Source organism: Achromobacter semiaridum, from assembly GCF_053543755.1.
On the sequence record NZ_JBLVOL010000066.1, the window covers coordinates 60,742 to 82,853 of the forward strand.

The 22,112-nt window shown below is 66.1% G+C and carries 19 protein-coding genes; 14 read left to right on the plus strand and 5 right to left on the minus strand.

Going from position 1 to position 22,112, the window contains the following annotated elements:
* Window positions 1-1,188 (minus strand): efflux RND transporter periplasmic adaptor subunit, encoded by a 1,188-nt coding sequence (locus ACNPP0_RS18415; RefSeq protein ID WP_448706645.1) that lies wholly within the window; start codon window positions 1,186-1,188, stop codon window positions 1-3.
* A gap of 414 nt (window positions 1,189-1,602) precedes the next feature.
* On the opposite strand from ACNPP0_RS18415, the gene ACNPP0_RS18420 reads away from it, so the two are divergent.
* The 6 genes from ACNPP0_RS18420 to purU all read left to right on the plus strand — a co-directional run bounded on the left by ACNPP0_RS18420 (window position 1,603) and on the right by purU (window position 6,843).
* The gene (locus tag ACNPP0_RS18420) at window positions 1,603-2,811 is read left to right on the plus strand and encodes an MFS transporter (RefSeq protein WP_448706646.1); all 1,209 of its coding nucleotides are present in this window, start codon (window positions 1,603-1,605) and stop codon (window positions 2,809-2,811) included.
* Window positions 2,812-3,474, plus strand: coding sequence for a gamma-glutamylcyclotransferase (locus tag ACNPP0_RS18425; protein ID WP_448706647.1), 663 nt, complete (start codon window positions 2,812-2,814; stop codon window positions 3,472-3,474). It begins immediately after the preceding gene.
* Between the two features lie 170 nt (window positions 3,475-3,644).
* A complete protein-coding gene (gene pdxH, locus ACNPP0_RS18430; RefSeq protein WP_332612823.1) occupies window positions 3,645-4,274 on the plus strand; it encodes a pyridoxamine 5'-phosphate oxidase in 630 nt (209 codons plus the stop codon).
* Window positions 4,275-4,313: 39 nt separating this feature from the next.
* Window positions 4,314-4,838 (plus strand): flavin reductase family protein, encoded by a 525-nt coding sequence (locus tag ACNPP0_RS18435; RefSeq protein WP_332612825.1) that lies wholly within the window; start codon window positions 4,314-4,316, stop codon window positions 4,836-4,838.
* Window positions 4,835-5,944, plus strand: coding sequence for an L-2-hydroxyglutarate dehydrogenase LghO (gene lhgO / locus ACNPP0_RS18440; protein ID WP_448706648.1), 1,110 nt, complete (start codon window positions 4,835-4,837; stop codon window positions 5,942-5,944). Before ACNPP0_RS18435 ends, lhgO begins: the two co-directional genes overlap by 4 nt.
* Window positions 5,945-5,988: 44 nt before the next feature.
* Window positions 5,989-6,843 carry a formyltetrahydrofolate deformylase gene (purU, locus tag ACNPP0_RS18445; protein WP_448706649.1) on the plus strand — a complete coding sequence of 285 codons (855 nt, stop codon included), beginning with the start codon at window positions 5,989-5,991 and terminating at the stop codon, window positions 6,841-6,843.
* 36 nt (window positions 6,844-6,879) lie between these two features.
* On the opposite strand, the gene ACNPP0_RS18450 is transcribed toward purU, so the two are convergent.
* Complete coding sequence (locus ACNPP0_RS18450; RefSeq protein ID WP_448706650.1) at window positions 6,880-7,824, minus strand: LysR family transcriptional regulator; 945 nt, start codon at window positions 7,822-7,824, stop codon at window positions 6,880-6,882.
* Window positions 7,825-7,938: 114 nt separating this feature from the next.
* On the opposite strand from ACNPP0_RS18450, the gene ACNPP0_RS18455 reads away from it, so the two are divergent.
* From ACNPP0_RS18455 to ACNPP0_RS18470, 4 genes are all read left to right on the plus strand, one after another.
* Window positions 7,939-9,687 (plus strand): acyl-CoA dehydrogenase family protein, encoded by a 1,749-nt coding sequence (locus ACNPP0_RS18455; protein ID WP_448706651.1) that lies wholly within the window; start codon window positions 7,939-7,941, stop codon window positions 9,685-9,687.
* 52 nt (window positions 9,688-9,739) lie between these two features.
* Window positions 9,740-10,723: a Bug family tripartite tricarboxylate transporter substrate binding protein gene (locus ACNPP0_RS18460; RefSeq protein ID WP_332612833.1), complete on the plus strand. Its 984-nt coding sequence runs from the start codon at window positions 9,740-9,742 to the stop codon at window positions 10,721-10,723.
* Between the two features lie 11 nt (window positions 10,724-10,734).
* Window positions 10,735-11,871, plus strand: a complete 1,137-nt coding sequence (locus ACNPP0_RS18465) for a CaiB/BaiF CoA transferase family protein (RefSeq protein ID WP_332612834.1) — start codon at window positions 10,735-10,737, stop codon at window positions 11,869-11,871.
* A 97-nt stretch (window positions 11,872-11,968) separates the two neighbouring features.
* On the plus strand, window positions 11,969-13,375 hold the full coding sequence (locus tag ACNPP0_RS18470; RefSeq protein WP_332612835.1) for an APC family permease: 1,407 nt from the start codon (window positions 11,969-11,971) through the stop codon (window positions 13,373-13,375).
* Between the two features lie 105 nt (window positions 13,376-13,480).
* Here the strand turns inward: ACNPP0_RS18470 and ggt are convergent, their stop codons facing one another.
* Complete coding sequence (gene ggt / locus ACNPP0_RS18475; protein WP_448706652.1) at window positions 13,481-15,247, minus strand: gamma-glutamyltransferase; 1,767 nt, start codon at window positions 15,245-15,247, stop codon at window positions 13,481-13,483.
* A 121-nt stretch (window positions 15,248-15,368) separates the two neighbouring features.
* Between ggt and ACNPP0_RS18480 the strand changes: the two genes are divergently transcribed.
* A complete protein-coding gene (locus tag ACNPP0_RS18480; RefSeq protein WP_332612838.1) occupies window positions 15,369-16,274 on the plus strand; it encodes a LysR family transcriptional regulator in 906 nt (301 codons plus the stop codon).
* A 166-nt stretch (window positions 16,275-16,440) separates the two neighbouring features.
* On the opposite strand, the gene ACNPP0_RS18485 is transcribed toward ACNPP0_RS18480, so the two are convergent.
* Window positions 16,441-17,433, minus strand: a complete 993-nt coding sequence (locus ACNPP0_RS18485) for a tripartite tricarboxylate transporter substrate binding protein BugE (RefSeq protein ID WP_332612839.1) — start codon at window positions 17,431-17,433, stop codon at window positions 16,441-16,443.
* Between the two features lie 245 nt (window positions 17,434-17,678).
* Between ACNPP0_RS18485 and ACNPP0_RS18490 the strand changes: the two genes are divergently transcribed.
* Entirely contained in the window at window positions 17,679-18,578 is a 900-nt protein-coding gene (locus ACNPP0_RS18490; protein ID WP_448706653.1) for an AEC family transporter, read from the plus strand.
* Window positions 18,579-18,650: 72 nt separating this feature from the next.
* Here ACNPP0_RS18490 and fumC read toward each other — a convergent pair whose 3' ends face one another.
* Complete coding sequence (gene fumC / locus ACNPP0_RS18495; protein ID WP_448706654.1) at window positions 18,651-20,045, minus strand: class II fumarate hydratase; 1,395 nt, start codon at window positions 20,043-20,045, stop codon at window positions 18,651-18,653.
* Between the two features lie 163 nt (window positions 20,046-20,208).
* Here fumC and tsaE point away from each other — a divergent pair, with 163 nt between their 5' ends.
* Window positions 20,209-20,748 carry a tRNA (adenosine(37)-N6)-threonylcarbamoyltransferase complex ATPase subunit type 1 TsaE gene (gene tsaE, locus ACNPP0_RS18500; protein ID WP_332612842.1) on the plus strand — a complete coding sequence of 180 codons (540 nt, stop codon included), beginning with the start codon at window positions 20,209-20,211 and terminating at the stop codon, window positions 20,746-20,748.
* Window positions 20,676-22,058, plus strand: a complete 1,383-nt coding sequence (locus ACNPP0_RS18505) for an N-acetylmuramoyl-L-alanine amidase (protein ID WP_332612843.1) — start codon at window positions 20,676-20,678, stop codon at window positions 22,056-22,058. The genes tsaE and ACNPP0_RS18505 overlap by 73 nt, the downstream gene beginning before the upstream one ends.
* Window positions 22,059-22,112 lie beyond the last annotated feature (54 nt).

Below are 22,112 nucleotides of genomic sequence, written 5' to 3' on the forward strand. Positions count from 1 at the left end.
TCAGGCCCCCGGCGCGGCAGCGGCGGCCGGGGCGGAATCCGCCGACACGACCCGCTCGCCTACCTCCAGCCCTTCCAGCACCTGCGCCTGCACGTTGTTGTTCATGCCGATCTTGACGTGGCGCACCTCGGTCTTGTTGTCCTTCAAAACAACACGCACGGCATAACGGCCGTCTTCGCCGCGCTTGCCCAGCGCCGAGGCCGGCACCACGACGGCGTCGCGCGCCTCGCCCAGCACGATGAAGACCTGCGTGGTCATCGAGATGCGCAGTTTTTCGTCGGGGTTGGGCACATCGAACAGGCCGTTGTAGTAGACGGCGGCGGTGGTCGAGCTGCCGCTTGACGCGGTCAGCGAGGTGGTGGCGTCGTCTTTCTGGATGGAATCGGGCGCGGGTTCCACGGCGCGCAAGGTCGCGTGATAGCGCTGGTCGGGCTCGCCAAGAATCGTGAAGTACACGGGCAGGCCGGGCTTGACGCGGGTGACGTCGGCTTCGGAGATCTGCGCCTTGATCGTCATGGTGTCCACCTGGGCCACCTTGATGATGGTGGGCGCGCTTTGGATCGAGTTGACCGTCTGCCCTTCCTTGGTCACCACGGCCACCACCATGCCGTCGATGGGCGAGACGATGCGGGTGTAGCCCAGGTTGACCTTGGCCGTGTCCACCTGGATCTCGGCCTGCGCGATCTGCGCATCCAGCGACGCGATCTCGGCGCGGGTCACGCCCAGCGTGGCCTCGGCCGATTCATAGGCTTCGCGCGAACTGGCGTCGGCGGCCAGCATCTGGCGCTGACGCTTGAACGCCAGTTCGGCCTGCTTCAGCATCGCGACCTTGGCTGCCCGTTCGGCGCGCCGGGTCTGGAGGGCGGCTTCGGCGTTGCGCAAATCGTTCTGCTGGGTCAGGTCGTCGATTTCGGCAACCAGCTGCCCTTTCTTGACGCGGTCGCCCAGTTGCACTTTCAGGGATTTGAGCTGGCCGGTGGCCTGCGCGCCGACGCTGACGCGCTCGATGGCGTCCAGCGTGCCGCTGGCCAGTACGCTGTCTTCCAGGTTGGCGCGGGTGACCTCGGCCGCGGCGAAGGTGGGCGGCGGCGGGGCCGAGAAGAACATGGCGCGCACCGCCAGCCCCCCCAACACGACGACGACGGCGATCAACGCATAACGCTTGAACTTACTGCGGGACTTTTTCATTGCACCTGAGAATGAGTGACCGGCGGGGCGGCCATAACGTAACGCCACGCCATCGCAGCGCCACGCCATCGCGCCACGCCGGGCCGCCATCCTAAACGGGGCAAGGGTGTGTTGCGATGACCGATTGCGGCGAAACGGTGAAAAACAGTAAAGCGGGTTCCAGTCTGAACACCGGAATGAATGATTGTTCCGTTGCGTGAACGATACAACGGCGACGGCGCAGGAACGAAACCGCCGCGCCACGCCTGCCCGGATCGTGCGGCCAACGTGCCGCATCTTGATGCGTAAGGCCGCGACTTGGCCGCTAGATGGCCGCTATCTTGTTCGCGCCGCCTGAAACATTTTGCCGCGCCGCAAAATAACCGCGCCTCGACATAGACCGACGATCCGCACAGAATGATTGCAGTTAACGCCGTGTCTACCTCCAACAGATCCCCCTCCTTGCCCTCTGGTTCCCCGGAATTTTCCGGGGCGGTCCTGCTGTGTCTGTTGGCGATGATGAACCACGTGGCGCTGACGGGCGGCCGGATCACCGTGTCGCTGACCGCGCTGCAAATGGGCCTGTCCACCTTCAAGGTCGGCACGCTGGTGGCGGTGTTTGCCGTGCTGCCGATGCTGTTTTCGGTGCGTGCGGGCCGCTGGGTGGATCGCGTGGGCATCGTGCGCCCGCTGGTCATCGGCACGTCTTTGGTCGCCATCGGCACCGCTTTGCCGTTTATCTTCCAGACCCAGACGGCGCTGCTGGTGGCGTCCTGCTGTATCGGCATCGGTTTCATGCTGCACCAGGTTGCCACGCAAGACCTGCTGGGCCACGCCGAGCCGGCGCAGCGGCTGCGCAATTTTTCCTTCATGTCGCTGGCCCTGGCCGGTTCCGGGTTTTCTGGGCCGCTGATTGCGGGTCTGGCAATCGACAACCTGGGCACGCGGACCGCGTTCGGCCTGTTGGCCCTGGGCCCGATCCTGTCCGGCATCGGGCTGTATGCCTTGCGCCACCAGTTAAAGGCGGTGGATTCGCAGTTGTCCGGCGCCAAGGAAGCGCAGCGCCGCCGCGTGACGGAACTGCTGGCGGTGCCGGCGTTGCGCCGCATCCTGATGGTCAACACGATTTTGTCGGGCGCCTGGGATACGCATCTTTTCGTGGTGCCGATCTTCGGCGTGGCGATCGGGCTGTCCGCCACCACCATCGGCGTCATTCTGGCGTCCTTCGCGGCGGCAACGTTCGTCATCCGGTTGGTATTGCCGCTGATCATGCGCCGGGTGCGTTCGTGGACGCTGGTGCGCGTGGCGATGGCCACGGCCGCCATCGACTTCATGCTTTACCCGCTATTCACCGACGTTACCGTGCTGATCGTGCTGTCGTTTATTCTTGGGCTGGCGCTGGGCTGCTGCCAACCGAGTATGCTGTCGCTCTTGCACCAGCATTGCCCGCCCGGCCGCGCGGCCGAAGCCGTGGGCCTGCGCATGGCGCTGATCAACGGTTCTCAGGTGTCCCTGCCGTTGACCTTCGGCGCGCTGGGTGCGGTAATTGGCGTTGCCCCCCTGTTCTGGGCCTATTCGCTGGCCCTGATGGCGGGCGGGTGGGCCAATCGAAATCCCCCGCTCGAGTCTGACCGGAAGCCTTAAGTGAACACGCAGTCCCCTCCCTCCGCCCCCGGCGTCGCCGGCGCCAGCTTGCCATTTCGCCTGTGGACGCCCGAAGAAAGACAGGCCTCGCTGGACGACGCGCTGCGCCACTGGCAGGCAGGGGACGACGTCTGGGTATATGGATATGGGTCACTGATCTGGCGCCCGGACTTTGACTTCATGGAGCGCCGGCTGGCGACCTTGCGCGGCCACCACCGGGCGCTGTGCCTGTGGTCGCGGGTCAACCGGGGCACGCCGGAATGCCCCGGCCTGGTGTTTGGGCTGGACCGGGGCGGCTCCTGCCGCGGCGTCGTCTACCGCCTGGCGGGCGACCAGGTGCCCACGTATTTCCCTGCCTTGTGGGAACGCGAGATGTCCACGGGCGCCTACCTGCCCCGCTGGATCAACTGCACCACCGACGCCGGCACCGTCCGCGCGCTGGTGTTCATCATGAACCGTGACAACCCCGCATACATCCGCGCGCTGCCCCAGGACGAGCTGCTGGCCATCGTGCGCCGGGCGGCCGGCCGCTACGGCCCCTGCACGGAATACGTGGTGCAGACGGCCCAGGCGCTGCGAGCGGCGGGCATCCACGATGCCCGGCTGGACGCCGTCGCGCGGCTGCTGGAAGAAGACGGACACAGGCTGCCTGAAGGGGCCTGAAGGCGCCTGAAAGCTCCTGAAGGCACCTGAAGGGCGGCCTGACAGGTGGCCCGAAGCGTGGCCAGGGCGCGCCCGGGCAGGAAACATCCCGAGGTCTGCGCGGGGTCAAAGGGCGGGTGGTAGTGCGGGCGGTATAAACTCCCTGTTATCCACCCTGAATCCCCATCCTCATGTCCGTCTCCGATCTGCGTCAAAGCTACGAAAAGAACGTCCTGTTGGAAAACCAGGCCGCCGCCTCGCCGTTCGAGCAATTTTCCCGCTGGTTCGACGAAGCCCTGGCCGCCAAGGTGCCCGAGCCCAACGCGATGACGTTGGCCACGGTTGACGCAACCGGCCAGCCCAGCGCCCGCATCGTCCTCATCAAGGGTTTTGACGAGCGCGGCTTCACGTTCTTCACCAACTACGAGTCCCGCAAGGGGCAAGACCTGTTGGCCGAGCCGCGCGCCAGCCTGCTGTTTTTCTGGCAGCCGCTGGAACGCCAGGTCCGGATTGAAGGCGTGGTGGAAAAAGTGGCCCCCGAAGAGTCGGACGCCTACTATCACAGCCGCCCCGCCGGATCGCGCATCGGCGCGTGGGCGTCCCCCCAGAGCCAGCCCATTACCCGCGAAGCGCTGGAAGCCCGTGAAAAGGACTTCCGCGAACGCTTTGGCGATCAGCCCCCGCGCCCGCCGCACTGGGGCGGTTACCGCTTGAAGCCCACCGCCATCGAATTCTGGCAAGGCAGGCCGTCGCGCCTGCACGACCGCCTGCGCTATGTCGCCGACGGCCCGGCCTGGAAGATCGAACGCCTGTCGCCCTGATGTCGGGCGCGTTTGCGCGCCCGCCCAATTACCGATTGCATGCCCGCCTCCTCCCCTGATTTTGACGCCGCTTTTTTCCGCACCGCGCTGGGCCGCTACGCCACGGGCGTAACGGTCGTGACGGCCGCCGGGCTTGATGGCGCCCCCATTGGCCTGACGGTCAGCTCGTTCAATTCGGTATCGCTGAACCCGCCGCTGATCCTGTGGAGCCTGTCGCGCACGTCGTCCTCGCTGGCGGCGTTCGAACAGTGCGAACGCTACGTGGTCAACGTGCTTAGCGCCGAGCAGATCGCGCTGGCGCGCCGTTTCGCCACGGGCAAGACGCCCGACCGCTACGCCGGCCTGACGGTGCATTACGCGCCGGGCGGCACGCCGATGCTGGACGGCCATTGCGCCGCCTGGTTCGAATGCCGCAACCGCAGCCGCTACGAAGAAGGCGATCACATCATCATGGTGGGCGAAGTGGAACGCTGCGGCCACAGCAACGAACCGCCGCTGGTCTTTCACGCCGGCGGCTTTGACCTGACGCCCGCGGGCAGCCGGTCCGAAAGGAAGACGCCATGAGCGTGGACGTAGATTGCGTCGTCATCGGCGCGGGCGTGGTAGGGCTGGCCGTGGCCCGCTCGCTGGCGCAGGCCGGCCGCGAAGTGCTGGTGGCCGAAGCCACCGAAGCCATCGGCACGGGCACCAGCTCGCGCAATTCCGAAGTGATCCACGCCGGCATTTATTACCCGGCGGGCAGCCTGAAGGCGCGCCTGTGCGTGCGTGGCAAACACCTGCTGTACGCGTACTGCGCCGAACGCGGCGTGCCGCACAAGCGCCTGGGCAAGCTGATCGTAGCCACCAACCGCGAACAGGCCGCCCAACTTGAAGGCATTGCGCAGCGCGCGCGCACCAACGGCGTGGACGACTTGCAATTCATTTCCGGCGAAGAAGCCATGCGCCTGGAGCCCGCGCTGCAATGCACGGCCGCGCTGGTGTCGCCATCCACCGGCATCGTCGACAGCCATGCCCTGATGCTGTCATTCCAGGGCGACGCCGAAAACGCCGGTGCGCAGTGTGTTTTCCATACGCCCCTAGTGTCCGGCCGCGTGCGCCCCGAGGGCGGCTTCGAGCTGCAATTCGGCGGCGACGAAGCCATGACGCTGACCTGTAACGTGCTGATCAATTCGGCCGGGCTGCAAGCGCCCGCGCTGGCCCGCCGCCTTGACGGCGTGCCGCCCGCCACCATCCCGACCGATTACCTGTGCAAGGGCAGCTACTTCACGCTGGCCGGCCGCGCGCCCTTCACGCGCCTGATCTACCCTGTGCCGCAACATGCCGGCCTGGGCGTGCACCTGACGCTGGACATGGGCGGCCAGGCCAAGTTCGGCCCCGATACCGAATGGATCGGCACCGAAGACTACACGCTGGACCCGGCCCGCGCCGAAGTGTTCTACGACGCGGTGCGCAGCTACTGGCCGGCGCTGCCGGACAATGCGCTGGCGCCCGGCTACACCGGCATCCGGCCCAAGATCTCGGGCCCGCACGAACCCGCCGCCGACTTCGTCATTGCCGGCCCCGCCGTGCATGGCGTGCCCGGCCTGGTGAACCTGTTCGGCATTGAATCCCCCGGGCTGACCTCCAGCCTGGCCCTGGCGGAAGAAACCCTGGCGCGCCTGACCGCCTGATTCCGCCCACCCCCCTTATCCTTACCTCGGCCTATTCCCGCACCATGCAGCACAACGACTACATCCTGACCCTGTCCTGCCCCGACCGCACCGGCATCGTCTACCGCGTCAGCGGCCTGTTGTTCGAATTGGGTTGCAACATCCTGGATTCGCAGCAATTCGGCGACGAGGAAACGGGCCAGTTCTTCCTGCGCGTGCACTTTGACCTGCCCGTGGCCGTGAACCCCGGCGACCTGCGCGGCCGGCTGGATACGCTGTCGGCGGACTACGGCATGGACCTGAAACTGCATGACGCGCGCCGCAAGCAGCGCCTGTTGATCATGGTCAGCAAGCAGGGCCACTGCCTGAACGACCTGCTGTTTCGCGTGCATAGCGGGCATTTGCACGCCGAAGTGGCCGCCATCGTGTCGAACCACAACGACTACGCCAGCCTGGCGGCGTCCTACGGCATCCCGTTCCATTACCTGCCCGTTACCGCCGACACGAAGGCCGAGCAGGAAAAGCAGGTCTTGCAGATTGCCGACCAGTCCAACACCGATCTGGTGGTGCTGGCCCGCTACATGCAGATCCTGTCGGCGGACATGTGCCGCGCGCTGAACGGCCGCGCCATCAACATCCACCACAGCTTCCTGCCCAGCTTCAAGGGCGCGCGCCCGTATCACCAGGCGCATGCTCGCGGGGTGAAGATCATCGGCGCCACCGCCCACTACGTGACGTCGGACCTGGACGAAGGCCCGATCATCGACCAGGACATCGAACGCGTGGACCACACCATGACGGCGGCCGACCTGACCCAGGTGGGCAGCGATATCGAATCGCTGGTGCTGTCGCGCGCGGTGCGCAGCCATGTCGAACACCGCATCCTGCTGAACCGCAACAAGACCGTCGTGTTCCGCTAAGCCTGGCCAGGCCCGGACAGGCGGGCTGATCCAGCGCTAAAGCTGCTCGTTAGCCGCGGCGCCGTCCGGGGCAAGCGCTGCCAGCTGGCCCGAAGGCGGCGGAAATTGCCGCGTCACCAGCGCCATGGCCCGACGCTGCAAAGGCGACTGCGCGCCGGCTTGCCAGATCACCTGGCTGACCGAGCGCGCCTCGTGATCGAACGCAATGAAACGCGTGCCGGCCAGCCCGCTGCGCGACAGGCAGGACGGCACGATGGACACGCCCAGCCCCTGCGACACCAGCGACGCCACGCTAAGCCAATGCCGCACCTCGTGGCGCACCACGGGCATGAAGCCCGCCGCCACGCACATCGACAACACGGTTTCGTAATAGCTGGGTGACGCCGCGCGGGCGAAGAAGACAAAGTCGTCGCGCGCCAGATCGGCCAGCCGCAAGGACGCGCGCGTGGCCAGCGGATGGGAATCCGGCAGACACACGACGAAGGGCTCCGCGATCAGGTCGCGCGCCAGCACTTCATCGGGCACCGGGTTGGCATGAATGAACCCCAGGTCCTGCTCGCCGCGCCGCACGGCTTCAATCTGCTCGTGCGAATTCAGCTCCGTCAGCACGTGCTCCACATCGGGCAGTTCGGCGCGCATGGCGTTCAGCAGCACCGGCAGGCCGCGATACAGCATCGACCCCACGAAGCCGATGCGCAGCCGCCCGCGCAGCCCCGCGTCTACCCGGCGCACCAGCGTACGCACTTCCTCGGCCTGCCGCAGCAGTGTCAGCGCCTCGCGGTACAGCACGTGGCCGGCGTCGGTCAGTTCCACATGGCGGCTGGTGCGGGCAAGCAGGCGCGCGCCCACGTTGTCTTCCAGCTGGCGGATGGCGTAGCTGAGCGGCGGCTGCGAGATATGCAGGCGGGTGGCGGCGCGGCTGAAATGGCGTTCTTCGGCCACCGCGATGAAGTAGCGCAACAGGCGCGGATCCAGATCCATGGTCTCCCCCTATCTATATTTTTTATGGATTGTTCTACACCAAAACGGTATTTGCATAGATTAATCCACCCGCGCAACATCGGCCATCTTCCCGATTTTTCGCAGGATGCCGCCATGGACGCCACTGCCCGCCCCCGTATTTCCGCCTCTGCTTTTGCTTCTGCTTCCGCCTCCGGTCTGGCTGCCACTTCCGCCTCCACTCCGGTCCCGGATTCGCGCGGCCTGAACCTGTTCACCGCCGACCCCTACGCCGCCGCCCTCAGCCAGCGCTACCTGCCCGCACCGCTGCACGCCCATCTGCTGCCCCACCTGGAACGCCTGGGCGGCCTGGCGGGTGGCGTCATGGATGAGCTGGCCGCCACGGCGGACAAGCATCCGCCCACGCTGTCGGTGCGCAGCCGGGCCGGCGCGGACGAATCGCGGGTGGACAAGCACCCCGCCTATGTGGAACTGGAACGGCTGGCCTATAGCGAATTCGGCCTGGCCGCGCTGTCGCATCGCGGCGGCGTGCTGGGCTGGCCCGAGCCCATGCCGGCCGCCGCCAAGTACGCGCTGAGCCATTTGTTCGTGCAGGCGGAATTCGGCCTGTGCTGCCCGGTCAGCATGACCGATTCGCTGGCTCGCACGCTGCGCAAGTTCGGCGACCCGGCGCTGGTCGAACGCGTGCTGCCGCAGGTCACCACGCAGGATTTCGACGCGCTGCGCCAAGGCGCCATGTTCATGACGGAACAAGGCGCGGGCTCGGACGTCAGCGCCACCGAAGTCACCGCCGACCTGCAAGCGGACGGCACCTGGCGCATCCATGGCGACAAATGGTTTTGCTCGAATCCCGACGCGGGTTTCGCGATGGTGCTGGCGCGCAGCGAAACCGCGCCCGGCCTGAAGGGCGTCTCGCTGTTCCTGTTGCCGCGCGACCTGGCCGACGGCAGCCACAACCACTACCGCATCCTGCGCCTGAAAGACAAGCTGGGCACGCGCTCCATGGCCAGCGGTGAAATCCGCCTGGAAGGCGCCGTGGCCTGGCTGGTGGGCGAGCGCGGCCGGGGCTTCAAGCACATGGCCGACATGATCAATAACTCGCGCCTGTCCAACGGCATGCGCGCGGCCGGGCTGATGCGCCGCGCGGTGACCGAAGCGATCTTCGTATCGCAGCAGCGCCGTGCCTTCGGCAAGCGGCTGGTCGACATGCCGCTGATGCAGCGCCAGCTGGTCAAGATGACGGTATGGGCCGAGCAGGCGCGCAGCGTCATGTTCCAGACGGCGCGCGCGCTGGCCGACGCCGACCAGGGCACGGCCGACCCGGCGCTGGCACGCATCCTGACCCCACTGATCAAGTTCCGCGCCTGCCGCGATGCGCGCAAGGTGACGGGCGACGCGATGGAAGTGCGCGGCGGCTGCGGCTATATCGAAGAATGGACCGAGCCGCGCCTGGTGCGCGATGCGCACCTGGGTTCCATCTGGGAAGGCACCAGCAACATCGTCGCGCTGGATGTGCTGCGCGCCATCAAGAAAGAAAATTCACTGCCCGCGCTGCGCGGCCACATCGACCAACTGCTGGCCGATGGCGCGCCCTGCCCGCCCGCGCTGGCCGCGTTGCAGTCCGATGCGCTGGCCAAGACCTTTGCGCTGGCCGAGCACGCCGCCATGGGGGACCACGCCGAACTGGCCCGCCAGGCGGCGTCCCTGCTTTATCACGCCGTGTCCATGGCCGCGCTGCGCTGGGAAGCCACGGGCGCCGGCATGGAAAGCCGCGCGCAACTGGCCGACCAGGTGCTGCTGCACCGCCTGGCGCCGCGCGACCCCTACGCCATTCCCCCTAACGAAAGCGCCGCCTGCCAAGCCATCTTGCAATACGCGCTGTAACCCGCGACGCCGGCGGCACAGCCGGCGCGCCCCCCTCACAGGAGACACCACCATGAAACGCCTATTTGCCCCCTTGCTGCTAGCCGTGGCCACCGCCGTGGCGCCCGCCGCGCCCGCGCTGGCGGCCGACGCCTACCCCAGCGCCAAACCCATCACGTTGATCGTGCCGTTCCCGCCGGGCGGGCCCACCGACGCCATGGCGCGCCGCCTGGCCGAAAAGCTGCGTGAACCGCTCAAGCAGAACGTCATCGTCGAAAACCGCAGCGGCGCGGGCGGCAACATCGGCTCGGAATACGTGGCGTCGGCCAAGCCGGACGGCTACACGATTCTGTTCGGCACGTCCGGCCCGCTGGCCATCAACGTCAGCCTTTACAAGCGGCAGGGCTACAACCCCGAGACCAGCTTCGCCCCGATCATCCGCCTGGGCCACCTGCCCAACATCCTGGTTGTGAACCCGTCGGTGCCGGTGAACAACGCGCAGGAACTTATCGCCTACGCCAAGCAGAATCCGGACAAGCTCAGCTACGCCTCGTCGGGCAACGGCGCGTCGTCGCACCTGGCCGGCATTCTGTTCAACCAGATGGCGGGCACCAAGATCATGCACATCCCGTACAAGGGCACGGGGCCGGCGCTGAACGATTTGCTTGGCGGGCAGGTGTCGATGTCGTTCACCGACATCCTGACCGCGCTGCCCTACATCAAGGCCGGCAAGCTGCGCGCCATCGGCCTGGCCAGTGCGCAGCGCTCTGACGCGTTGCCCGACCTGCCCACCTTGTCCGAGCAAGGGCTGACGGGCTACGACGTCAGCGTCTTCTTCGGCATCGTCGCGCCCAAGGGCACGCCGGCCGACGTGGTCGATACCTTGAACCGCGCGTTCAAGACCGCGCTGTCCGACCCGACCGTGGAACAGACGCTGCGTTCGCAAGGCATCGTTGCCGCGCAGGACCAGACGCCGCAAGGGCTGGCCACCTTCATCACCACCGAAGTCCCCAAGTGGCGCGAGCTGATCAAGAGCGCCAACGTTTCCATCGACTGAAGCAGACATCCATGGCCCCTACCCTACCGAACGCCGGCGCGCTTGCCGGCTGCAAAGTCATTGACCTGTCGCGCGTGCTGGGCGGCCCGTATTGCACGCAGATCCTGGCCGACCACGGCGCCGACGTGTTGAAGATCGAGCCACCGGGCGGCGACGAAACGCGCGGCTGGGGGCCGCCTTTCCTGGGCGACACGGCCTCGTACTTCATCGGCGTGAACCGCAACAAGGAAGGCATGACGCTGGACCTGTCGCAACCGGCCGGTCAGGAACTGCTGCGCCATCTGCTGGCGGACGCGGACGTGCTGGTCGAGAACTTCAAGCCCGGCACCCTGGAAAAATGGGGCTTGGGATTTGACACGCTGAGCCAGGCGTTTCCCAAGCTGGTGCATTGCCGTGTCAGCGGCTTCGGCGCCGATGGCCCCTTGGGCGGCCTGCCCGGCTACGACGCCTGCGCGCAAGCCATGTGCGGCCTGATGAGCGTGAACGGCGAAGCCGACGGCGACGCCACGCGCGTGGGCTTGCCGGTGGTGGACATGGTGACCGGTCTGAACGCCGCCGTCGCCATCCTGCTGGCGCTGAACGAACGCCATCGCAGCGGGCTGGGCCAGTTCCTGGACATCACTTTGTACGACTGCGCGCTGTCGCTGCTGCATCCGCACGCCGCCAATTTCTTCTACAGCGGCAAGGTGCCCAAGCGCAGCGGCAATGCGCATCCGAACATCGCGCCGTACGAAACCCTGCCCACCGCCAGTGGCCCGATCTTCCTGGCCGTGGGCAACAACCGCCAATTCGCGTTGATGGCGCAGGTGCTGGAGGCGCCGGAACTGGCCGCCGACCCGCGCTTTGCAACCAACGCCGACCGCCTGCAAAACCGCCAGGCCTTGCGTGACGCGCTGTCGGCCTTGCTGGCGCGGCAACACGCCGCGCCCTTGGCCGACCGCTTGCTGCGCGCCGGCGTGCCCGCCGCGGCGGTGCAGACGGTGGACGAGGCGCTGGCGCATCCGCACACACGCCATCGCGGCATGCTGGTGGAACAGGGCGACTACAAAGGGGTGGGTTCGCCCATCAAGCTGTCGCGCACGCCCGCCACCTTGCGCAAGCTGCCGCCCGCGCTGCAAGAGGCGCCATCAACGAATACCAACAACTAAGACATTTCGTTGCACCGCTGTAGCATCGGCTGCTACGTCCTCCCCTTAGACTTTTCGGGTCGCCTCCCGCGAGTTAAAGAAAGAGGAGAAAAAGAAGATGGCTACAACCGATGTAAAAGCCCCATCGCAATCGGAAAACGCGCCGCTCAAGCGCGTGATGGGCCCCAAGCTGCTGTTGCTGTTCATTGTTGGCGACATCCTGGGCACAGGCGTTTATGCATTGACCGGCCAGGTCGCCGCCGAAGTTGGCGGCGCCGCCTGGCTGCCCTTCCTGGTGGCGTTTGCCATCGCGCTGTTGACCGCGCTGTCCTACCTGGAACTGGTCACGAAATACCCCAAGGCGGCCGGCGCCGCGCTGTACGTGCACAAGGCGTTCGGCGTGCACTTTCTGACCTTCATCGTCTGCTTCACCGTCATGTGTTCGGGGCTGACATCCGCGGCCACGGCGTCCCAGGCTTTCGCCGCAAACCTGTTCGCCGCGTTCGGCATCAAGGCCGAGAAGACGTGGATTACGTTCGGCGCGCTGGGCTTCATGCTGGTGGTGATGCTGGTGAACCTGCGCGGCGCGGCCGAAAGCGTGAAGGCTAACGTGGTGCTGACGCTGATCGAGCTGACGGGCCTGCTGATGGTGATCCTGCTGGGCTTTTATGCCATCGCGGGTGGGCAGGCGGATTTCTCGCGCGTGATTGCGTTCGACACGCCCGAAGATAAAAGCGTGTTCCTGGCCGTGACGTCGGCCACCGCGCTGGCGTTCTTCGCCATGGTCGGCTTCGAGGATTCGGTCAACATGGCCGAGGAAACGCACGAGCCCAGCCGCATCTTTCCCAAGGTGATGTTGACGGGGCTGGGCATTACGGCCGTGATCTACGTGCTGGTGTCGATCTGCGCGGTGGCGCTGGTGCCGGTGGGCGAACTGGCCAAGAGCTCGACCCCGCTGGTGCTGGTGGTCAAGCGCGCCGCGCCGGGCCTGCCGGTGGAGTACATCATGCCGATCATCTCGATGTTCGCCGTGGCGAATTCGGCGCTGATCAACATGATGATGGCCAGCCGCCTGCTATACGGCATGTCGCGTCAGGGCGTGTTGCCGGCCTTTCTGGCGCACGTGCATCGCAAGAACCAGACGCCGTGGACGGCCATTCTGTTCACGACCGTGCTGGCCTTCGGCCTGATCATCCTGGTCTCGCTGGCCGACTCCGAAGCCATCCGCGCGTTGGGCGGCACCACGGCGCTGTTGTTGCTGGGCGTGTTCGCCTTCGTCAACGTGGCGGTGCTGGTCCTGCGCCGCGATAAGGTCAAGCATCAGCACTTCACCATCAACCGCATCGTGCCGTGGCTGGGCGCGGCGGCCTGCCTGTTCATGGTCACGCCGCTGACCGGCCGCGACGTCATCCAATATCAGGTGGCGGGCTGGTTGCTGTTGCTGGGCGTGGTGATGTGGGGCGTGACGTACATGGCGCACCGCAAGGAAGCGCGCATGGAGATCGACCCGGCGTCGCTGGATTGATGCGGCATCGTTGGAGTGGATGCGGCATCGCGGGATCGCCCCCGCATTGCTGGACTGACGAGGCGGGTGCGCATCGCGCGCCCGCCGTTGTCCGGCCTTTCGGGGTCAACCTCCTTTCGCCAAGCCTTCGCGGCGCGGGTCCACGCCGCCTTGCAAGCCGTTGGCATCGATCACGATGCCGTGGATGCCGCTGGGAAATTCAGTGATGCGCACCGGGTGGCCCATCGCTTCCAGCGCGGGCGCCAACGCTTCCAGCGCAGTGCCCTTTTCCAGTTCGGTTTCCTTGTTGCGGCTGCCCATGTTGGGCAGCGCGATGGCGGCCTGCATGTCCAGGCCCCAATCCAGCACGCCCACGATGGTCTTGGCCACGTAGTTGATGATGGCGCTGCCGCCGGGCGATCCCACCAGCATCACGGGTTTGCCGTCACGCAGCACGATCATCGGCGCCATCGAACTGCGCGGGCGTTTGCCCGCTTCGACGCGGTTGGCCACAAGCCGGCCTTCGGGGTCTTTGAACGACGAAGAAAAATCCGTCATTTCGTTGTTCAGCAAAAAGCCGCGCACGAAGATCTTGCTGCCGAATTCGCTTTCGATGGTCGTCGTCATGGACAGCGCGTTGCCCTTGGCGTCCACCGCCACCAGATGGCTGGTGGACGGCACTTCCAGCGCGTTGTCGCGGCCCAGGGTCAGCAGCTTGCCTTCGGGGTCGCCGGGCAGGGCCACCTTCATGCTGCGGTCGGGCTGAATCAACGCCCCGCGCGCGCGCAGATAGGCCGGATCCAGCAGCGCGCGCACCGGCACGTTGACGAAGTCCGGGTCGGCCACGTAGAAGTCGCGGTCGGCAAAGGCCAGTCGGCCCGCCTCGGAAAAATAATGCACGGCCTGCGTGGAGCCGGGCGCGTAGGTGGCAACCGGATACTGTTCCAACTCGCCCAGCATCTGCAACACCGCGATGCCGCCGCTGCTGGGCGGCGCCATGCCGCACAGCTGGTAGCCGCGATACGGGCCGCACACCGGGTCGCGCGTCTTGGCGCGGTAGTTGGCCAGGTCCGCCAGGGTCAGGTCGCCCGGCTTGGCGTGGCCACGCACGGCAGCCACGATGTCGCGCGCAATGTCGCCTTGATAGAAAGCGTCGGCGCCTTGCTGGGCCACGGCGCGCAAGGTGCGAGCAAATTCAGGATTCTTCAGCACATGGCCTACCGGCCAAGGCGTGCCATCGGGCGCATAGAAATACGCCGCGGCGGCGGCCTGCGTGGGCAGCGCCTTGTTGCCGGCCAGCAGCGTGTGCAGGCGGGGCGACACGGCAAAGCCCTGTTCGGCCAGGTCGATGGCGGGCTGGAACAGGTCGGCCCAGGGCAGCACGCCCGCTTCTTTGTGGGCCAGCTCCAGGCCGCGCAACAAGCCCGGTACGCCCACCGACATGCCGTTGTTGACGGCCTGCGCAAACGGCAGCGGCTTGCCGTCGGCGTCCAGGAAACGGTCGGGGCGCGCGGCGGCGGGCGCGGTTTCGCGGCTATCGACGGTCTGGATGCGCCCGGACTTGGCTGAATACCACACGATGAACGCGCCGCCGCCGATGCCGGACGATTGCGGTTCGACCAGGTTAAGCACGAGCTGCGTCGCGATGGCCGCGTCGATCACCGAGCCGCCCTTGCGCAGCATGGCGTCGCCCGCCACGGTGGCCAGCGGGTTGGCCGACACCATCATGTAATGCGAGGCGCGCACCAGTTTGCGCGCTTGGGCACCGCTGGCGGCTTCGGGGTTGATGTCTTCGGTGGCCGGCGTGCGGGCCCAGGCGGCCGGAACGGGGGCCACGCTGGCGGCCAGGGTGGCGGCAAACAAGATGGCGGCGGCGTGGCGGCAAGCGCGCATGATGAGCTCCAGGGTGGCGCCGGGGGGTCCGGCAGGCGTTCATGATGATCGGCCAGCGGGTCGCGCCCCGTCAACCGCTTAGAATCGCGGTTCCGGTTCCCGCCCCCTATCCCGTCCTGCCATGCGCCTGCGCCACATCGAAATTTTCGAAGCGATCCGTCGTACCGGTTCCCTGACCGAGGCCGCAGCCGCGCTGCATATCTCGCAGCCGGCCGCCAGCAAGCTGCTGGCGCATGCCGAGGCGCAGCTGGGCTTCAAGTTGTTTGATCGCGTCAAGGGCCGGCTGGTGGCCACGCGAGAAGCCGAGATCCTGACGCCAGAGGTCGCCCGGCTGAACCAGGATCTGAACAGCGTGCGCCGGCTGGTCGCCAACCTGCGCGACCGGCCGCATGGGCATTTGCGGCTGGGTTGCGCGCCCGCGCTGGGCCTAGGCCTGCTGCCCGGCGTGGTGCGCGACAGCCGCGACGCGCAGCCCGGCATCACGTTCGACATCCACACCCATCACAGCGCGGAACTCGTGCAGGGCCTGCTGACGCGTGAACTGGACCTGGCCATTACCTTCGACACCAACGACTATCCGGGCCTGACGCGCACCGGCCTGGGCCACACCGAACTTGTGCACCTGAGCCGCCGGCCGACCACGGGGCCCATGCGCCTGGCCGAGCTGGCCGATCCCACCGCTGAAACGCTGATCGTGCTGGATGCGGGCGACGCATCTGGCGCGTTGCTGCAAATGGCCCTGGACGCGCAGGGGCTGGCGCCGCAGGTCTCCATCCAGGTGCAGACGCATTACGTGGCCTGCGCGCTGGTGGACGCCGGTTGCGGCGACGCTATCGTCGACGCCATCACCGCGCAGGCCATGCTGCGCCCCGGCATGCACCTGCGCCGCCTGGAGCCAGCGCTGCGCGTGCCCATCAGCATCATGGTGCGCAACCAGGACCCGTTGTCGGCGTTGCATGGCGACCTGATCGAGCGGCTGCGCGCGGCCTGCGCCGCCCGCGTGGCGTCTCTGGATGGGGCGCAGTAGCGGGGTAGCGTCGTAGTGGCCCGGCGTCGCGGCATCGCGCCCGTGCGCGCGTACCGCATGCCTCGTGGGCCGCATCACGCCGCGACATAAAAAAACGGGCGCCTGTCGGGCGCCCGTTTTCATTTCAGCATCAAGGACCGGCTTGGCGGCCAGCCCCCAAGCCGCATCAATCCAGCTTGATGTTCTGCTTCTTCACCACGTCTTGAGCCCAGTCGTACTGCTCTTTGATTTCCTTGGCGAACTCTTCAGGCGTGTTGCCCGACGGCGCCGAGCCCTGGTCGTCCAGCGCCTTGATGACCTTCGGGTCCTTCAGGGCCACGACGGCAGCGTCACGCAGCTTGTTCACGACGTCCATCGGCGTGCCCTTGGGGGCCAGCAGGCCGTACCAGACGGGCTGGTTCAGCACCGGGAAGCCGGCGTCCTTGAACGTGGGCACACCCTTGACGGCGGGAATCTGCTCGGGCCAGGCGATGGCCATGGCGTTCAGCTTGCCCGCCTGGATCTGCGGCATCGAGGACGGCAGGTTGTCGAACAGGATTTCGATCTGGCCGCCGACGGCGTCGGCCACGGCCGGGCCCGAACCCTTGTAGGGCACGTGCACGATGTCGGTGCCCGTGGCCATCTTGAACGATTCGCCCATCAAGTGCAGCACGCCGCACGTGCCCGAGCTGCCATACGAGTACTTGCCCGGGTTCTTCTTCAGTTCTTCGATGAAGCCCTTGAAGTCCTTGGCCGGGAACTTCGGGTTCACGGCAACCACGTTCGCCGTGTTGGCGAAGTTGGTGACCGGCTGGAAGTCCTTGATCGGGTCGTACGGCAGGTCCTTCGGACGGCAGGCCGGGTTGACGGCCATGGTGGAGACCGTGGCGATCGACAGCGTGTAGCCGTCGGCATCGGCGCGCGCGGCTTCAGAGGCACCGATGGCGCCACCCGCGCCACCCTTGTTTTCCACGACCATCGGCTGGCCAAGTTCCTGGCTCATGCGTTGCGTCACGAGGCGCGCGATGATGTCGGTGGAACCACCGGGCGCGAACGGAACGATCACGCGGATGGGCTTGCTGGGGTACTTGTCGGCGGCATGCGCAACAGAGGCGCCAAGCGTGCCGGCGGCGCCGGTAGCCAAAGCGATAGCCACGGCCAGGGAGCGAACTTTATTCATAGGTGTGTTTCCTCCAAGAGTGCGAGCCCGTATGTAAACGGACCGTTTTGAGATGGTCTCCGCCTGTGGACGGGCCAGCAGATAACGGTGGGAGCGCATTGCTTCTGTGCAGCGTGTGTGGCGCTGCTTTTATAAGGTGCTTGTGGCAGACGCGCCCGCCAGAATGACGGAGAATAGCAGCAAATGCTTACACCCGCATAGCGTGCCGATCCCCGGCCAACGCGCTGTTAAAACACCCTTTCCTCATGTCGGTCGCCTTTCTGGTTTTCCCTGATTTCATGCTGGTAGCGCTCGGCTGGGCGCTGCGTCACAAGCTGGGTTTTTCGCGCGAGTTTTTTGCCGGCACCGAGCGTCTCGTCTACTTCGTCCTGTTCCCCGCGCTGCTGTTCCAATCGATTCTGCGCACGCCCATCACCGCCGGCAACGCAGCCATGTTGCTACAGGCCACGGCGGCGGTGGTGGTGGCGGGTGTGGCAATGTCGTGGCTGGCCGGCTGGGTGTTGCGGCCGTCGGCGGTGGGACTGGCGTCGTCGGCCCAATGCGGATATCGCTTCAACACGTATATCGGCCTGGCGCTGTCGGCGAGTCTTGCCGGCACGCAGGGCCAGACGGTGATGGCGCTGATCATCGGCTTTGCCGTGCCCATGGCCAACGTGGCCGCCGTCTACGGCCTGGCGCGCCACAACGGCGGCAATCTGCTGCGCGAACTGGCGCGCAACCCGCTGGTCGTGTCCACGCTGCTGGGCCTCGCGTGCAATCTGGCGGGCCTGCACCTGCCCGGCCCCGTCGACACGGTGTTGGGACGCCTGGGCGCCGCCGCCCTGGCGCTGGGCATTATTTGCGTGGGCGCCAGCCTGGCCTGGGAAGGCGGCAAGGGTTACGGCACCTTGATTGCCTGGATGCTGGCCGTGAAGCTGGTCGCCCTGCCCGCCGTGGCGCTGGGCGTGGCGCTGCTGCTGGGCCTGCCGCCGCTGGAAGCGCGCATGCTGCTGCTGTTCGCCGCCCTGCCGACGGCGTCCGCCGCTTATGTGCTGGCGATGCGCATGGGCGGCGACGGGCGCATGGTGGCCGTGCTGATTTCGCTGGGCACGCTGTTCTCGGCGGTCACGATTCCGATGTGGCTGCTGCTGGCCGGGCAGCCCTGACCCGACGAAAAAAGGCTGCCGGGATGGCAGCCTTCTCAGGGTTAAGCTTGGCCCAGGCTTGGGCCAGGGCGCTTAGGACTTGCGCGCGTTGGTCATCGACCCGGGCACCACCCATTCGGCGAACTGCGCTTCGGTCACGTAACCCAGCGCCAGCGCCGACTCCTTCAGCGACAAGCCTTCCTTGTGCGCCTTCTTGGCAATCTGCGCGGCCTTGTCGTAGCCGATGTGCGGGTTCAGCGCCGTCACCAGCATCAGTGACCGGTCGACCAGTTCAGCGATGCGCTCGTGGTTCGGCTCGATGCCGGTCGCGCAGTGCGCATTGAAGCTGGCCATGCCGTCCGTCAGCAGGCGCACCGATTGCAGGAAGTTGTGGATCACGAGCGGCTTGAACACGTTCAGTTCGAAGTTGCCGCTGGCGCCGCCGATATTGATGGCGACGTCGTTGCCCAAGACCTGCGCGGCCAGCATGGTGATGGCTTCGCACTGCGTGGGGTTGACCTTGCCCGGCATGATCGAGCTGCCCGGTTCGTTTTCCGGAATGCTGATTTCGCCCAGGCCCGAACGCGGCCCGCTGGACAGCCAGCGCACGTCGTTGGCGATTTTCATCAACCCCGCCGCCAGCGACTTCAACGCGCCGTGCGCGAACAGCAAGGCCTCGTGCGAGGCCAGCGCCTGGAATTTGTTGGGCGCCGACACGAAGGCGGTGCCGGTGGCATGCGCCAGGTCGGCCGACACCTTGGCGCTGAATTCGGGATGCGCGTTCAGGCCCGTGCCTACCGCCGTGCCGCCGATGGCCAGCTGATGCAGGCCGGGCAGCGTGGCGCGGATCTGCTGTTCGGCCAGATCCAGCTGGGCGACATAGCCGGACAGTTCCTGGCCCAGCGTCAACGGCGTGGCGTCCTGCAAGTGCGTGCGGCCGATCTTGACGATGTCATAGAACGCGGCGCTTTTCTCGGCCAGCGTGGCGCGCAATTGCTTCAGCGAAGGCAGCAGGTGATGTTCGACTTCAACGGCGGCGGCCACGTGCATGGCGGTCGGGAACGTGTCGTTGGACGACTGGCCACGATTGACGTGGTCGTTCGGGTGCACCTTGCGCTCTTCGCCGCGCACGCCGCCCAGCAGTTCCGACGCGCGGTTGGCCAGCACTTCGTTCATGTTCATGTTGCTTTGCGTGCCCGAGCCCGTCTGCCAGACCGACAGCGGAAATTCGTTGGGCCACTTGCCGGCGATGACTTCGTCGGCCGCGCGGATGATGCCGTCGGCGATCTTCGGGTCCAGCTCGCCCAACTCGGCATTGACCTTGGCGGCCGCGCGCTTCAGGCGCGCCATGGCGTTGACCAGCGGGACAGGCATCTTTTCCGTGGAAATCGCGAAAAAATGCAGCGAACGTTGCGTTTGGGCGCCCCAGAGGTGATCCTCGGGGACCTCGATAGGCCCAAACGTGTCTTTTTCGATGCGGGTCTTCATGGCGCGTACAACTCCCGTGGCGGCTGACAGTCGCAAAGCGCGGCGTCGGCCGCAAGCGACTTATTGAGAATGACAATCACTAATAAGATTAGCAGAAACCCGCATTCCTATAATTGCGGAAATCCGTAATCCCTTCACCGTTTTTTACCACTCGCCCCGCGCCATGTCCGCCCCTCTTTGCAGCCTGACCTTGCACCTGCCCGACGAAGCCGCCACGGAATCGCTGGCGCGGCAGCTTGCCCCTCTGGTTTCCGGGGGACAGACCGCGCCCGCCGGCGCCTGCATACACCTGCAAGGCGACCTTGGCGCGGGTAAAACGGCCTTCACACGCGCCCTGTTGCGGGAATGCGGCATCACCGGTCGAATCAAAAGTCCCAGCTACGCGCTGCTTGAATCCTATAAAGTTTCTAACTTATACTTCTATCATCTTGATTTTTATAGATTTAGTGATTCGCGCGAATGGTTGGACGCAGGATTTCGGGATTTACTGCGTGAAGACGCGGTGGTTTTGATCGAATGGCCGGAGCGGGCCGAGGGCCTTTTGCCCCCGCCCGACTTGCTGATTTCCCTGGCTTATGCCGATGAGGGCCGCGACGCCACCCTGACCGCGTACACCGCACGAGGACAAACATGGTTGAACGCGATTGTCCCCCCGCCAAAGACGGCGCCCTTCCCTCGGCAGGCGCCACCCGACGACGCCTGATCAGCGTCGCCGCCACTCTGCTCGTCCTGCCGGTTTTGCCGCGCCTGGCGCAGGCGGCAACGATCCTGGCTGTCCGCACCTGGCCGGCCGACGAATACACCCGGGTCACGCTGGAGCTCGATAGCGAGCTGAAGGCGGAACAATTCACGCTTGAAAATCCCCATCGGCTGGTCGTCGATATCGAGGGACTGACCCTTAGCGCGGCCTTGAACGATCTGGTCTCCAAGGTTCGCCCCGACGATCCCTATATTCAAAGCCTGCGCGTGGCCCAGAACCGCCCGAACGTGGTTCGGCTGGTGTTCGACCTGAAGCAGCCCGTGGCGCCGCAGGTATTCACGCTCAAGCCCGTGGCCGACTACCAGTACCGCCTGGTGCTGGACCTGTACCCGAAGATCGCCCAGGACCCGCTGGTGGCGATCCTGAACAAAAGCGGCCCGGACGTCGACGACCCCCTGGCGCGCATCCTGGAAGACATCCAGCGCAACCCGGTTACGCGCGCCGACCCGCCCGAACCGCCGCGCGTGCGAGGCCAACAGCCCGCCCCGCCCTTGCCCACCGCGCCCAAGTCGCCCCCGGCCACCGCCGGCCGTGGCAAGCAGCGCATGCTGACCATCGCACTGGACCCCGGCCACGGCGGCGAAGACCCTGGCGCCATCGGCAGCAGCGGCCTGCGCGAAAAAGACGTGGTGCTGCGCATCGCCCGGCGCCTGAAAGCGCTGATCGACAGCCAGCCCTACATGCGCGCCTACCTGACCCGCGACGACGATTACTTCGTGCCGCTGCACGTGCGCGTGCAAAAGGCCCGCCGCGTACATGCCGACCTGTTCATCTCGATCCACGCCGATGCCTGGGTCAAGCCGTCGGCCAACGGCTCGTCGGTGTTTGCGCTGTCGCAACGCGGCGCATCCAGCGCGCAGGCGCGTTGGATGGCCGACAAGGAAAACGCGGCCGACCTGATCGGCGGCGTCAACCTGGGCAGCCACGACCGTCAGGTGGCCAAGGTACTGCTGGACTTGTCCACCACCGCGCAAATCAATGATTCGCTCAAGGTGGGCAACGCCTTCCTGGACGAAATCAAGAAGATCAACCGCCTGCACAAGAACAGCGTCGAACAGGCCGGTTTTGCCGTGCTGAAAGCGCCGGACATTCCTTCGGTGCTGGTCGAAACCGCCTTCATCAGCAACCCGCAAGAAGAAGCCCTATTGCGCAGCAATTCGCACCAGGAGAAGCTGGCGCAAGCCATGATGACGGGCATTCAACGCTACTTCACGGCCAACCCGCCGTTGGCGCGCCTGGGCGACGTCAGCTGAACCCGCCGGCGTAACAACCCACAACCGCGACAACGGTCACAATAAAAAAGGGCG

Bases quoted from the DNA above. Each gene is read 5' to 3' on its own strand.
- ACNPP0_RS18460 (WP_332612833.1), top strand. From the start codon at position 9,740: ATGAAACGCCTATTTGCCCCCTTGCTGCTAGCCGTGGCCACCGCCGTG.
- fumC (WP_448706654.1), bottom strand. From the start codon at position 20,045: ATGAAGACCCGCATCGAAAAAGACACGTTTGGGCCTATCGAGGTCCCC.
- ACNPP0_RS18435 (WP_332612825.1), top strand. From the start codon at position 4,314: ATGCCCGCCTCCTCCCCTGATTTTGACGCCGCTTTTTTCCGCACCGCG.
- ACNPP0_RS18490 (WP_448706653.1), top strand. From the start codon at position 17,679: ATGTCGGTCGCCTTTCTGGTTTTCCCTGATTTCATGCTGGTAGCGCTC.
- purU (WP_448706649.1), top strand. From the start codon at position 5,989: ATGCAGCACAACGACTACATCCTGACCCTGTCCTGCCCCGACCGCACC.
- ACNPP0_RS18485 (WP_332612839.1), bottom strand. From the start codon at position 17,433: ATGAATAAAGTTCGCTCCCTGGCCGTGGCTATCGCTTTGGCTACCGGC.
- ACNPP0_RS18415 (WP_448706645.1), bottom strand. From the start codon at position 1,188: ATGAAAAAGTCCCGCAGTAAGTTCAAGCGTTATGCGTTGATCGCCGTC.
- ACNPP0_RS18465 (WP_332612834.1), top strand. From the start codon at position 10,735: ATGGCCCCTACCCTACCGAACGCCGGCGCGCTTGCCGGCTGCAAAGTC.
- ACNPP0_RS18455 (WP_448706651.1), top strand. From the start codon at position 7,939: ATGGACGCCACTGCCCGCCCCCGTATTTCCGCCTCTGCTTTTGCTTCT.
- ACNPP0_RS18450 (WP_448706650.1), bottom strand. From the start codon at position 7,824: ATGGATCTGGATCCGCGCCTGTTGCGCTACTTCATCGCGGTGGCCGAA.
- ACNPP0_RS18480 (WP_332612838.1), top strand. From the start codon at position 15,369: ATGCGCCTGCGCCACATCGAAATTTTCGAAGCGATCCGTCGTACCGGT.
- ggt (WP_448706652.1), bottom strand. From the start codon at position 15,247: ATGCGCGCTTGCCGCCACGCCGCCGCCATCTTGTTTGCCGCCACCCTG.
- lhgO (WP_448706648.1), top strand. From the start codon at position 4,835: ATGAGCGTGGACGTAGATTGCGTCGTCATCGGCGCGGGCGTGGTAGGG.
- pdxH (WP_332612823.1), top strand. From the start codon at position 3,645: ATGTCCGTCTCCGATCTGCGTCAAAGCTACGAAAAGAACGTCCTGTTG.
- ACNPP0_RS18470 (WP_332612835.1), top strand. From the start codon at position 11,969: ATGGCTACAACCGATGTAAAAGCCCCATCGCAATCGGAAAACGCGCCG.
- tsaE (WP_332612842.1), top strand. From the start codon at position 20,209: ATGTCCGCCCCTCTTTGCAGCCTGACCTTGCACCTGCCCGACGAAGCC.
- ACNPP0_RS18505 (WP_332612843.1), top strand. From the start codon at position 20,676: ATGGTTGAACGCGATTGTCCCCCCGCCAAAGACGGCGCCCTTCCCTCG.